We start from the raw sequence: 10,905 nt of genomic DNA, 5'->3' as shown, positions 1-10,905 counted from the left end.
CGGGCAGGACCCGCGACCACGGGTCGCCTGGTTCGGGTCCGCCGATCACCCGCAGGACGGTCAGCGCGTCGGCGACGGAGCCGGCGAAGACGCTGGCGCAGTCGAGCGACGCGCACGCCGGGACGGTGCCGAGCAGGCTGACCAGCCCGCGGCTGGGTTTCAGCCCGACGGTCCCGGTGAGGGCGGCCGGCACCCGTCCCGAACCGGCGGTGTCGGTGCCGATCGAGAACGGCACGAGCCCCGCGCCGACGGCCACCGCCGACCCCGACGAGGAGCCGCCGGAGATCAGCCCGGGGACCAGCGGCGACTCGCAGCTCCCGTACGGGCTGCGGGTTCCGGACAGCCCGGTCGCGAACTGGTCGAGGTTGGTCTTGCCGATGAGGATCGCGCCCGCGGCCCGCAGCCGGTCGACCAGCGGGGCGCTCTCGGCGGGCAGATAGGAGAACTCGGGACAGCCCGCGGTCGTCGGCAGGCCCGCGACGTCGATGTTGTCCTTGACCGCGTACGGGATGCCGTACAGGGGGCCGTCCGGCAGGGCGGCGGCCTCCGCGAGGACCTCCTCACGGGGGCGGAGGGTGATCCATACTCCGTCGTCGCCGCGGGCGGCGATCCGGTCGTAGACCTCCTTGACGGTCTCTTCGGGCCGGGCCGTCCCGGCGCCGTAGCGCCGGGACAGCTCAGTGATGTGGCTCATGTGCCCCCAATGGTCGCGAGCAGGGCGTCGGAGTGGGCGATGGCGCCGAACACCCCGCCCTGCATGGTGATCATCTTCAGTGCGGCCGAGTAGTTGCCCGGGTCGGTGGCGCCGGTGCAGTCGGTGAGGAGCAGGCACTCATAGCCCCGGTCGTTGGCGTCGCGCATGGTCGTGTGCACGCACACGTCCGTGGTGATGCCGGTGAGGATGAGGTGCGTGATCCCGCGCGTCCGCAGCAGCAGGTCGAGGTCGGTCGCGTAGAACGACCCCTTGCCGGGTTTGTCGATGACGATCTCGCCGGGGAGCGGCGCGGCCTCGGGCACGATCTCCCAGCCGGGTTCGCCCCGGACCAGGATCCGGCCCTGCGGCCCTTCGTCGCCGATCCCCGCCCCGATGCCCTTGGACCGCCAGAGCTTGTTCGGCGGGCAGTCCGACAGGTCGGGGCGGTGGCCTTCCCTGGTGTGGACGATCGTGAACCCGAGGGGGCGCAGCACGTCCAGCATCCGCACGGTCGGCTCGAGGCCGGCCCTGGTGAGTTCCAGGTCGTAGCCCATGGCGTCGACGTACCCGCCCTTGCCGCAGAAGTCGACCTGCCAGTCGATGTTGATCACTGCGGTCTTCTCCGGCGTGAACCGGCCGTCGAACGGCCAGTCGTAAGGCTCGGCCACCACCGGACCGTAACCCGCGCTCATTTCGCCGCCGTAACTTCCGCGTCAGCGGCGGGTGTCTCCGTCGCCGGCGCGGGCACCTTCACGAACCTGCTCTTGAGTTCGGTGATCCCGAATGCCAGCAGGACGGCCGCGGCGAGCAGGTAGCCGAGGGCGACCTGCCCTTCGGCGTTCCACTGGACCTTCTCGCCGTGGATCAGCCCGATGAACGACAGCGCCGCGCCCGCGGCGGCGTATCCGGCGGCCCACAGGAACTTCCGGTCGATGATGAACGCGACGACCGCGCCCAGCACGAGTCCGGCGAGGATCGCGCCGCCGCCCAGCAGTTTGGTGCCGTGGTAGACGACGCCCGCGCCGAGCAGTTTGTCCTCGCCGAGTTCGGCGGCCGTGGTCCCGGCGGCGGCGAGCACGTTGTCCATCAGCCCCGTCGCCCAGGAGGCGATGTTGGGGATGAGCGCCATGACCACCGCGATGGCGTGGGCCTTGGGCACTTCCTGGAAGGCCTGGGCGCCGATGAGCAGCCCGATGTACAGCAGGATCGGGACGATCGCCGGGGTCGGCAGCAGCGCGCCGAGCAGGGAGAAGAAACCGAGGAAGCAGAACAGCGCGATGACGACGCCGCTGGCCAGGGAGTACGACGTCCGGCCGCCCGCGGCCTTCCAGCCGGGGTGCCCGATGTAGACGGCGGGCGGGAACGGCGAGCCGAGCGCCGCGCCGACGACCGCGCCGGCCCCGTCGGCGAGCAGCACGGACCGCAGGTTGTAGTCGTCGCCCGCCACCGACGCGCTCTCCACGTTGGTCATGCCCTCGGTGAAGTTGTAGATGCCGAGGGGGATGGCCGTGGCGAGCAGCGGCGACACCTCCTTGAGCCCGTCGATCAGCAGGTCGAGCTGGAGGGTCGGCAGCCCGATGCCGATGTCCTTGGCGGCGGCGGTGACGTCGGCGGGCTCCATGTAGCCGCCGGCCCAACCGATGGCGCTGCCGACCAGCAGCGCCGCCAGCCCGACCGGGATCCCGAACGGCAGTTTCAGATCGGTGAAGAACCCGATCAGAATGATGATCATCACGGGGAGGGCGATCCAGAGCGCCTCCCACATCTGCGCGGCGGGCCGCATCGAGATGAACGCGATCGAGATGCCGGCGAGGGTGCCGAGCATCGCGGCCTGCGGGGTGTACTTGCGGATGTAGGGGCCGACGAACGCGCCGAGCAGCACGATCAGGCCGATGATGAACGCCCACGCGATCCCGGCCGTCCACGCCTTCACCGGGTCCTTGGTCGCCAGGTAGGTGGGGAGCATGACCACGAACGTGACGATGAACATGTGCGGCACCGACGGCCCGTAGGGCATCGCGCACACATCGGTGCGGCCCTCCTTGCGGGCGAGCCGGCGCGCCAGATAGGTGTAGTAGACGTTGCCGATCAGCAACTGGATGCCCAGCGCCGGCAGGATGACGCCGAACACGTCGCTGCCGGGGATGTTGATGACGCCCAGGCAGAGCCCGGACAGCACCAGCACGTTGACCAGGACGTTGAAGCCCAGGCCGAAGAACGCGTTGGTGTCGCCGCCGGTCCACAGCGGCAGTTTCATCGGGGCCCGCTCCTGGGCCGTGCTCTCACTCACTTACCGCCTCCAGGAACTGCTTGGACGGGGCGACCCAGCCGAAGATGCCGCCCTGCGCCGCGATCATGGCGAGTCCGACGCGCTGGAACTCCTCGAAGTAGGAGCCGACGCAGTCGGACAGGACCAGGCACTCATAGCCCCGGTCGTTGGCCTCGCGGACCGTGGTGTGCACGCACACCTCGGTCGTCACCCCCGTCACGACGAGGCTCGTGATGCCCTTCTCCTGGAGCAGCTCCTGGAGTCCGGTGGCATAGAACGAGCCTTTGCCCGGTTTGTCGATGACGGTCTCGGTGGCGAGGGGTTTCAGTTCGTCGATGAGGTCGTGCCCGTACTCGCCGCGGACGAGGATGCGGCCCTTGGGCCCCGGGTCCCCGATCCGCAGACTGGGCTCGCCCCGGCTCAGCTTGGCGGGCGGGCAGTCCGACAGGTCGGGTTCATGGCCCTCCCGGGTGTGGATCACGAGCATTCCGGCCGCCCTGGCGGCCGCGAGGACCTCCTGGAGCGGCGGGATGACCCGGCGGAGCAGGCCGACGTCGTTGCCGAGGGTCTCGCCGAACCCTCCGGGTTCGACGAAGTCCCGCTGCATGTCGATGAGCAGTAGTGCGGTGTGTTCCAGGTCGAAGCCGAACGTGTACGGCTCGGCTTCGACGGAAAGCTTCGTCATGGCGACTCCGTCTCTCCCCCGATCTCTAACCGTCGATTGTCGACAGAAATATGACGGAGGCGGCCTTCGCCGGTTACGGGCCCGTTAGCACGGTCTCACTAGCCGATATAGGTGCGGGCCCCGTGGGACGCCAGAGCGGCCAGAGCGGTCGCGGAGTCTCCTGAGGCGATCGCCTCGAGCAGGCGGCGGTGCCGGGCGACCCCCTCGGCCGGGGTGCGGAGCACGGCCTCGCGCTGGAGGTTGGCCGACATGTAGAGCTGGAGTTTCAGGATGACGGGCTCGTAGACCGCGACGAGCTGGCGGTGGCCCGCCAGCGCGACCAGCGCGAGGTGGAAGTTCCGGTGGGCCTCGTTCTCGGTCAGGGCGTCGCCCGAATCGGCGGCCAGCGCCATCCCGTCCAGGGCCTTGGCGAGGGCGGCCGTCGAGACGGGGCCCGGCAGGGCCGTCTGGACGGCGTAGCGCTCCAGGACGTCGCGGAGGCCGAACAGCTCGTCGACGTCCTCGGCGGACAGCTCCGCCACCCGGACCCCGCGCCGCGGCAGATGCTCCACCAGACCCTGCTGGCCGAGCAGTCGCAGCGCTTCGCGCAGCGGGGCCCTGCTGATCCCGAACCGGGCGCAGAGCTGCTCCTCGATCAGCCGCTCCCCCGGCGCGTGGACGCTGGACAGGATCTCCTCACGGACCCGCCGGACGACCAGGTCCACCAGGCTGGCGGGCTCCAGCGCGTCCAAACGGCCACCTCAGTTCGTGACGTACCTCAGGAACAGATGGTCACCATCCTGCCTCACTCCGGTCAGCCGCAACTTCCCGGTCAGCTCGGGGCCGTGCAGAATACGGCCCGAGTCGCCGCCGACCAGGTACGGCGCGAGGGTCAGGCAGAGCTCGTCGAGCCGGTCCGCGGCGGCGATCTGGGCGAGGATGGTCGGCCCTCCCTCGCACAGCAGCCGGGTGAGGCCGCGCTTGTGCAGTTCGGCGACGGCCTGGGCGAAGTCGACCGAGCCCTCCCCCGCCTCGATCACCTCGGTGTGCCGCTGCGCCTCGGCCAGGCCCTCCGCGTCCGACGTGGTGATGACGATCACCGGTTCGGCCTGCTCGGTGAACAGCTCGCTGTCGTAGTCGAACCCGAGCCTGCGGGAGACCACCGCGAGCCGCGGCGCGGCCGTCCTGCCCGCGCGCAGCGCCGCCAGCTCCGGCGCGACCTTGACGGCCCCGTAGCCCTCCTTGCGGGCCGTCGCCGCGCCCACGATGATCGCGTCGGCGTGCGCGCGCAGGAGCTGGAACAGTTTCCGGTCGGCGTCGTTGCCCAGCCCGCCCGACAGGCCGTCGCGGGTGGCCGCCCCGTCCACGCTGGAGATCATGTTGGCACGCAGCCAGGGCTTTCCGGCGGGGTAGGCGTAGTCGTCCATGTCCATGGACTCAGCCCTTCCCCGCCGGGCCGCGATCATCCCTGCCGGTCGATGTGCGCGGCGATCAGCCGGGCGAGCTCCGCGGGATGGGTGACGGGGCACCAGTGGCGCGCCGACAGCGGGCTGACGGTCAGCTCCTTGACGAACGGACGCGCCGACAGCGGCAGCTCCGGGGTCACGAACGGGTCCCGATCGGGGATCACGACCTGGACGGGCACGTCCGTGGTGCGCTCCTTCGGGCGGAGCAGGCGGGGCACCATGTTGGCCCGGTAGAGGCCGACTCCGGCGGCGGCGTCGGCACGGAGCGTCGGCGCGAAGTGCTCGCGGCCCGTCAGCCCTTCGGCGCGGGCGAGGACCTTGGCGCCGAGCCCGCTGCGCCAGGTCAGCTCGGGCAGCAGCGGAAGCTGGAAGAAGCCGATGTACCAGGAGTGCAGCGCCTGGCTGAGCCCCTGGAACGGGTTGCTCCTGGCCTTGGCGCGGCTCCACCGGCCGACGTGGTCGAGGCAGGGACCGGAGATCGACGTGTAGGACGCGAACCGCTCCGGCATCGTGGTGACCGCCTCCCACGACTGGATCGACCCCCAGTCGTGCCCGGCCAGATGCACCTTACGGCCGGGCGCCGTGTCGTCCAGGACGGCTTTCAGGTCGGCCATCAGATGCTCGAACCGGTAGGCCCTGCGCCCCTTGGGACGGTCGGACGCGCCCGAACCGCGCACGTCGTACCGGATCACGTAGAACCGGTCCTGGAGTGCGGCGGCGACGCCGTCCCAGACGGTGTGGGTGTCGGGGTAGCCGTGGACGAGCAGGAGTGCCGGGTGGGCGGGGTCTCCCTGGGTGCGGACCGCGAGGTCGATCCCGTCACCCCGAACCTTGTTGGACGTCATGCCAACAAGCCTAGCGCCATGCCCGATCAGCGGTCCCGGACGGCCGCCGCTATGCTTGATCTGTCGCTTCACCCTTTTCGAAAGGCCACATAGAGATGTCTGCTGGCGGTCACGGCGGTAGCCCCAAGTCCTGGGTCGCGGTTTCCGTGATCTTCATTGGTTTCCTGGTCGGCGGGCTCGGCCTGCCGCTCCAGATCTGGCCGCTGTTCTGGGCGGGCGTCGGCATCGCCGTCGTCGGCGGGATCCTCGCGGCCGCGGTCGGGATCATGGAGGACGTCGTCCTCGATGAACCGGTCCGGTAGGCGGCGAGTACTTCGAGCACGGCCCGGCGGAGCGACCTTCGCCGGGCTCGTGGTCGTGGGCGCGCTCGCGGCCTCGGCTTTCGCCGTCCCCGGACAGGCCGCCGCGGCGGGACGTCCGAAGAAGTGCGTGATCGGCACCTGGCGGCTGACCAAGGCGTCGATCAGGGTCGACTCCTCCTCGACGCATCTGCGGATCAACGGCGGCGCGGGGGCCGTGCTCCGGTTCAACGGCAAGACCGCCACCCACTCCTACGCCAAGTCCAAACGGCTCACCGAGACGGGCACGACCGGCGACCGCAAGGTCGCCGGCTGGCTGCAGTACCGCAAATCACTGACCCTCCCCACCCGGGCGTCGGGCTCCTCGCTGATAGGCGACGTGGCCGAGGCGTCCGGCGGGGCCACGCTCAAACTGCACCAGAGCAAGCCCCTCACCTACGATCCCGCGCCGCAGAGCGTGGTCGTCCTGCTCCAGTCGGGCGAGTTCAGCGGGGTCCCCTACACGGCGTCCTTCACCTGCAAGGGCGGCGCGCTGCGGCTGCGCCAGCGGATCGACTACGGCGGCAGAACCCTGCAGGGGACCTGGAACTACCGCCGCGTCTGATCGCGTCCCGAAGAGCGCCCGCGTCAGCGGACTCCGGCGTAGGCGAGTGCTTCCAGCAGGGAGTCCAGCACCGGGACCCCTGCCTTCTCCAGCTCCTCTCGGCGCTGCATCCCGCCGGTGTAGAGCACGGCGTTCGCGCCGACATGGGCGGCGGCCACGGCGTCGTCGGCGGCGTCGCCGATCACCAGCACGTCGGCCGGGTTCACGCCCAGCTCGGCCACATGGACGGCCATGTGCTCGGCCTTGCCGCCGCCGGGGGCGCCGCGCAGGCCGTCGACCCGGGTGAAGAACGGGGTGATCCCGAACTTGTCGACGGTCGGGATCAGATGGTCGTGGCCCGCCATCGACAGGATCGACTGGGTGCGGCCCGCCTCGGACCAGAGCGTCAGCGCCCGGTGGGCGTCGTCGGCGAGCGGCGCCTCGGCGAACAGCCGCTCGTAGTGCTTGTGGAAGACCCGGTCCAGCCGCTCCCATTCGCCCTCGTGGAGCGGGCGGCCCAGCAGCTTCTCGTAGGCGACCCAGATCGGTCGCGTGTAGACGGCCGTCACCTGATCGGCGGTGACGCCATCGGCCTCGGTGCCCCTGAACACCTCATACGTCGCGCCCAGCACGGCCGCGCGGTCGTTCAGCAGGGTTCCGTTCCAGTCCCAGACAATGTGCTTCACACCAACAGCTTAGGGCGGCGGGCACCCTGGGCGCCGCCGCCCGATCACGCCCTGAGGCGTCAGGAGGACTTGATCGCGGAGATCTCGAACTCGAGGTTGATCTTGTCGCTGACCAGGACGCCGCCGCCCTCCAGGACCGCGCTGAAGTTCACGCCGAAGTCCTTGCGGTTGATCGAGATCGAGCCCTCGAAGCCGATCCGGTGGTTGCCGTAGGGGTCGGTGGCCGCGCCCTGGTACTCGAACGGCACGGTCACGGACTTGGTGACGTCCTTGATGGTGAGGTCGCCGGTGACCTTGAAGACGTCGTCGCCGTCGCGCTCGACCCCGGTGGAGACGAAGGTGATCTCCGGGAACTTGTCGGCCTCGAGGAAGTCACCGGTGCGCAGGTGGCCGTCGCGCTGCTCGTTGCGGGTGTCGATGCTCGCGGTCTTGATCGTCACCTGGACCGTGGAGAGCTCGGGCTTCGCGCCGTCGACCTTGGCCAGGCCCTCGAACTCGTTGAAGGCGCCGCGGACCTTGGTGATCATCGCGTGGCGTGCGGAGAACCCGACCCGGCTGTGCACGGGGTCGAGGGTGTAGGTGCCGGTCAGCTCGGTGTAGTCAGTGGACATTTCCCTGCCTCCTCAGAAGTTGAACTCTCAAGTCACACTCTACTCAGGATCTCTGACGCGTCAAGGACAACGCGCCAGGGCAGGAATTTCTTCCTCAGTCGTCGGCCTCGGGGATAGCGGGCAGCACCTGCGTGCTGAGCGACGCCTCCTGCTTGATCCCGCGTTCGAGCAGGGCGATCCGGTGGTGCAGCGCGCCGTTGTCGCGCAGGAGCTGGTCGTTGTCGGCGCGCAGCCGTGCGAGCCTGCGGGTCAGCCGCCGATGGACCGCGAACCCGCCCACCAGCATCCCGACCGCCAGCGTGCCCACCGCCGGCATCAGCAGCGCGCCCACCACCGCCACCACCAGCAAGATCCCCAGGGCGAGCGCCCTGCCGTGCCGTTCCGCCCAGTCCCACGCGGCGTCGACGCGTTTCGGGATCCTCACTGCAAGCCTCCTGTTGGTCCACTGTCTCGGGTCCGCTGCCTGAACTCCAGCTAACGGCAGAGCGACGGCCCAACGTTCCCCAGAACCCCGTTCTGCCGCAGAAGAGTCCGAGGTCACAGCGGTAAGCAGGGCAAACCGGAACGGCGTCCGCTTGTACGATCAGACCATGGACGAGCTGATCTTCCGCCCCAGCGCCCGGATCCTCCTCACCGACGAGCACGACCGGCTGCTGCTGTTCAGGGACAAGGCCGAGGGCGGCCGATGGTTCACCCCCGGCGGCGGCATCGACCCCGGCGAGACCGTCCTCGAAGCGGGCGTCCGCGAACTGCGGGAGGAGACCGGGCTGGTGGTCGCGCCCGAAGCGCTCGGCCCGGTCGTCGCGACGGCGCGCGGCTACTGGCTGGGCTCCTGGGACGGGAGGATGCGCTGGGCCGTCGACTCCTACTTCTTCCACCGGACGGCCTCGTTCGAGCCCGACACGTCGGGGTTCACCCACTACGAACGGGATTTCATCGCCGAGATCCGCTGGTGGACCCAGGAGGAGCTGGCCGCCGACGTCCAGGCGGTGGTGCCGCACGGCCTCCAGGAGCTGCTGCCGCCGCTGCTGCGCGGCGGGTGGCCGTCACCCGTGGAGCTGCCGTGGCACCACCCGGAGTTCGCCCATCTCACTCCCCCGCAGGAGCCGCCCGCCCCGTGATGACGGCGTGGACGTGCATGTCGTGCCAGCCGTCGGCGTGCAGCATCGCGGAGCGCTGGACCCCCTCGAAGGCGTAACCGGCCTTCTCGGCGGCCCGGCAGGACGGCTCGTTGTGCACCGAGTGGTACAGGAACAGCCGGTGGAAGCCGAGGTCGAACGCCCAGGACGTCACCGCCCGGACGGCCTGCGGCACCGCTCCCCTGCCGCGTCCGGCCGGATGGGCCCAGTAGGCGATCTCGCCGACGCCGTCACCCAGCTCGGGCCTGACCGTGATCCGGCCGAGGAACCGCTCGCCGTCGGTGATGGCCCAGGTCAGGGCCTTCTCCGCAGCCCACTCCTCGGCGAAGCCGGCGATCAGGGCGCGGGCCTCGTCCTCGCCGTCGAGCCGCCGGGCGTGCCACCGCTGGATCAGCGGGTCGGTGTAGGTCTCCACCAGGACGGGCGCGTCGTCTTCGGTGAACGGGCGCAGCAGCAGCCCGCCCTCGGTCTTCAGCACGGGCTGTTCCAGCGCGGCCAGGGTCCCCGAGGGGAGGACATCGGGAATCAGGCGCGGCATCAGTGCTCGCCCCCCGCGCGCTCGTCCCCCGCGATCAGGGCGTGGACGTGCACGTCGTGGAAGCCGTCGGGATGGTTGATCGCCGACCGCCTGGTGCCTTCGAGCGGGATCCCGGCCTTCTCCGCGACCCGGCACGACCCCGTGTTCCGCACCGAGTGCTGCAAGAAGAGCCGGTGGAAGCCGAACGCGAACGCCCAGGCGACGATCGTGCGGACCGCGTCGGGGACGACGCCGCGGCCGCGCTCGCCCGGGTTCGCCCAGTAGACGATCTCCGCGGCGCCGTCCTCGAGGTCGAGTACGAGGGTGAGCCGTCCGGCCACCCTGCCGTCATCGACGATCGCCCAGGTCGCGTACTTCTCCTCGCTCCAGTTGCGGGCGAAGCGGCCCGCCGTCTCCACCGACTCGGCCGTGTCGTCGCACCGGTAGCCGAACCAGTGCTGGACGTCGGGGTCGGTCAGCGCCTCGAAGACGGCGGGGGCGTCGGCCTCGGTGAACGGGCGCAGCGTCCGGCCGCCTTCGGTGGTCAGGACGGGCTGTTCCCGTCCCGAGAACGTGCCGGCCGGGAAGATGTCAGCGAGAAATCTGGGCATCAGGGCATCAAACCACCGAGCCTCGCGGCGATCAATTCACTTTCTGGGCTGGGTGCGGCGGGTCGGCACGGCCGTCGTCGGGTCCTCGGGCCAGGGGTGTTTGGGGTAGCGGCCGCGCAGGTCGGCGCGGACGGCGTGGTAGCCGCCGCTCCAGAACGAGGACAGATCGGCGGTGACGGCGGCGGGGCGGCCCGCGGGCGAGAGCAGATGGAGCAGGACGGGCACGCCCGCGAGCTCGGGCGTGGCGAGCCAGCCGAAGGTCTCCTGGAGCTTCACCGCGAGGACGGGCTGGTCGCCCGAGTAGTCGACGCGGTACGCCGAGCCGGACGGGACGGTCAGCCGTTCGGGGGCGAGCTCGTCGAGGCGGGCGGCCTCCGGCCAGGGCAGCAGGCCGCGCAGCAGGTTCAGCAGGTCGATCCGGGCCGGGGTGGGGGTGAGCCACTCGTCGGCCCGGTCGAGGAGGGCGGCGTCGCCGACGTCCGGCCAGGGAGCGCCGAGCGCGCGGTGCAGGAAGGCGAGAC

The 10,905-nt window shown here is 70.5% G+C and carries 16 protein-coding genes; 3 read left to right on the top strand and 13 right to left on the bottom strand.

What is annotated here, in order from left to right; genetic code table 11:
• The 7 genes from ACYVE7_RS20075 to ACYVE7_RS20045 all read right to left on the bottom strand — a co-directional run.
• Positions 1–694 (bottom strand): amidase family protein (locus ACYVE7_RS20075; RefSeq protein ID WP_460366494.1); only part of this gene is annotated, 694 nt, incomplete at its 3' end.
• Positions 691–1,386, bottom strand: coding sequence for a biuret amidohydrolase (gene biuH / locus ACYVE7_RS20070; protein WP_460366493.1), 696 nt, complete (start codon positions 1,384–1,386; stop codon positions 691–693). The genes biuH and ACYVE7_RS20075, both read right to left, overlap by 4 nt.
• Positions 1,383–2,984 (bottom strand): permease family protein, encoded by a 1,602-nt coding sequence (locus ACYVE7_RS20065; protein ID WP_460366492.1) that lies wholly within the window; start codon positions 2,982–2,984, stop codon positions 1,383–1,385. Before ACYVE7_RS20065 ends, biuH begins: the two co-directional genes overlap by 4 nt.
• Entirely contained in the window at positions 2,977–3,648 is a 672-nt protein-coding gene (locus ACYVE7_RS20060; RefSeq protein WP_460366491.1) for a cysteine hydrolase family protein, read from the bottom strand. Before ACYVE7_RS20060 ends, ACYVE7_RS20065 begins: the two co-directional genes overlap by 8 nt.
• Before the next feature lie 98 nt (positions 3,649–3,746).
• On the bottom strand, positions 3,747–4,379 hold the full coding sequence (locus ACYVE7_RS20055) for a GntR family transcriptional regulator (RefSeq protein WP_460366490.1): 633 nt from the start codon (positions 4,377–4,379) through the stop codon (positions 3,747–3,749).
• 9 nt (positions 4,380–4,388) lie between these two features.
• Positions 4,389–5,060 carry a pyrimidine reductase family protein gene (locus tag ACYVE7_RS20050; RefSeq protein WP_460366489.1) on the bottom strand — a complete coding sequence of 224 codons (672 nt, stop codon included), beginning with the start codon at positions 5,058–5,060 and terminating at the stop codon, positions 4,389–4,391.
• Positions 5,061–5,089: 29 nt separating this feature from the next.
• The gene (locus ACYVE7_RS20045) at positions 5,090–5,938 is read right to left on the bottom strand and encodes an alpha/beta fold hydrolase (RefSeq protein ID WP_460366488.1); all 849 of its coding nucleotides are present in this window, start codon (positions 5,936–5,938) and stop codon (positions 5,090–5,092) included.
• 95 nt (positions 5,939–6,033) lie between these two features.
• Between ACYVE7_RS20045 and ACYVE7_RS20040 the strand changes: the two genes are divergently transcribed.
• Together ACYVE7_RS20040 and ACYVE7_RS20035 are read left to right on the top strand one after the other, a co-directional pair.
• Complete coding sequence (locus ACYVE7_RS20040) at positions 6,034–6,240, top strand: HGxxPAAW family protein (protein WP_460366487.1); 207 nt, start codon at positions 6,034–6,036, stop codon at positions 6,238–6,240.
• Positions 6,224–6,841 (top strand): hypothetical protein, encoded by a 618-nt coding sequence (locus ACYVE7_RS20035; RefSeq protein ID WP_460366486.1) that lies wholly within the window; start codon positions 6,224–6,226, stop codon positions 6,839–6,841. Before ACYVE7_RS20040 ends, ACYVE7_RS20035 begins: the two co-directional genes overlap by 17 nt.
• A 23-nt stretch (positions 6,842–6,864) precedes the next feature.
• Here the strand turns inward: ACYVE7_RS20035 and ACYVE7_RS20030 are convergent, their stop codons facing one another.
• The 3 genes from ACYVE7_RS20030 to ACYVE7_RS20020 all read right to left on the bottom strand — a co-directional run bounded on the left by ACYVE7_RS20030 (position 6,865) and on the right by ACYVE7_RS20020 (position 8,541).
• On the bottom strand, positions 6,865–7,506 hold the full coding sequence (locus tag ACYVE7_RS20030) for an HAD family hydrolase (protein ID WP_460366485.1): 642 nt from the start codon (positions 7,504–7,506) through the stop codon (positions 6,865–6,867).
• 59 nt (positions 7,507–7,565) lie between these two features.
• Positions 7,566–8,117, bottom strand: a complete 552-nt coding sequence (locus ACYVE7_RS20025) for a YceI family protein (RefSeq protein WP_460366484.1) — start codon at positions 8,115–8,117, stop codon at positions 7,566–7,568.
• 94 nt (positions 8,118–8,211) lie between these two features.
• Complete coding sequence (locus ACYVE7_RS20020; RefSeq protein WP_460366483.1) at positions 8,212–8,541, bottom strand: hypothetical protein; 330 nt, start codon at positions 8,539–8,541, stop codon at positions 8,212–8,214.
• Between the two features lie 166 nt (positions 8,542–8,707).
• Between ACYVE7_RS20020 and ACYVE7_RS20015 the strand changes: the two genes are divergently transcribed.
• A complete protein-coding gene (locus ACYVE7_RS20015; protein ID WP_460366482.1) occupies positions 8,708–9,238 on the top strand; it encodes an NUDIX hydrolase in 531 nt (176 codons plus the stop codon).
• Here the strand turns inward: ACYVE7_RS20015 and ACYVE7_RS20010 are convergent.
• The 3 genes from ACYVE7_RS20010 to ACYVE7_RS20000 form a co-directional block, all read right to left on the bottom strand.
• A complete protein-coding gene (locus ACYVE7_RS20010; RefSeq protein WP_460366481.1) occupies positions 9,207–9,794 on the bottom strand; it encodes a GNAT family N-acetyltransferase in 588 nt (195 codons plus the stop codon). The two genes, ACYVE7_RS20015 and ACYVE7_RS20010, sit on opposite strands and share 32 nt — an antisense overlap.
• Positions 9,794–10,384 carry a GNAT family N-acetyltransferase gene (locus tag ACYVE7_RS20005; protein WP_460366480.1) on the bottom strand — a complete coding sequence of 197 codons (591 nt, stop codon included), beginning with the start codon at positions 10,382–10,384 and terminating at the stop codon, positions 9,794–9,796. Before ACYVE7_RS20005 ends, ACYVE7_RS20010 begins: the two co-directional genes overlap by 1 nt.
• Positions 10,385–10,420: 36 nt before the next feature.
• A partial coding sequence (locus ACYVE7_RS20000) for an ATP-dependent helicase C-terminal domain-containing protein (protein ID WP_460366479.1) occupies positions 10,421–10,905 on the bottom strand: 485 nt, incomplete at its 5' end.

Source organism: Actinocorallia lasiicapitis (genome assembly GCF_054778695.1).
The sequence above is the reverse complement of the archived record's forward strand: the minus strand, read 5'-3'. Positions and strand labels throughout refer to the sequence as shown.

Excerpts from the sequence above, each read along its gene's own strand:
- ACYVE7_RS20040 (WP_460366487.1), top strand. The coding sequence starts at position 6,034 with ATGTCTGCTGGCGGTCACGGCGGTAGCCCCAAGTCCTGGGTCGCGGTT.
- ACYVE7_RS20010 (WP_460366481.1), bottom strand. The coding sequence starts at position 9,794 with ATGCCGCGCCTGATTCCCGATGTCCTCCCCTCGGGGACCCTGGCCGCG.
- ACYVE7_RS20005 (WP_460366480.1), bottom strand. The coding sequence starts at position 10,384 with ATGCCCAGATTTCTCGCTGACATCTTCCCGGCCGGCACGTTCTCGGGA.
- ACYVE7_RS20045 (WP_460366488.1), bottom strand. The coding sequence starts at position 5,938 with ATGACGTCCAACAAGGTTCGGGGTGACGGGATCGACCTCGCGGTCCGC.
- biuH (WP_460366493.1), bottom strand. The coding sequence starts at position 1,386 with ATGAGCGCGGGTTACGGTCCGGTGGTGGCCGAGCCTTACGACTGGCCG.
- ACYVE7_RS20060 (WP_460366491.1), bottom strand. The coding sequence starts at position 3,648 with ATGACGAAGCTTTCCGTCGAAGCCGAGCCGTACACGTTCGGCTTCGAC.
- ACYVE7_RS20015 (WP_460366482.1), top strand. The coding sequence starts at position 8,708 with ATGGACGAGCTGATCTTCCGCCCCAGCGCCCGGATCCTCCTCACCGAC.
- ACYVE7_RS20050 (WP_460366489.1), bottom strand. The coding sequence starts at position 5,060 with ATGGACATGGACGACTACGCCTACCCCGCCGGAAAGCCCTGGCTGCGT.
- ACYVE7_RS20035 (WP_460366486.1), top strand. The coding sequence starts at position 6,224 with ATGAACCGGTCCGGTAGGCGGCGAGTACTTCGAGCACGGCCCGGCGGA.
- ACYVE7_RS20025 (WP_460366484.1), bottom strand. The coding sequence starts at position 8,117 with ATGTCCACTGACTACACCGAGCTGACCGGCACCTACACCCTCGACCCC.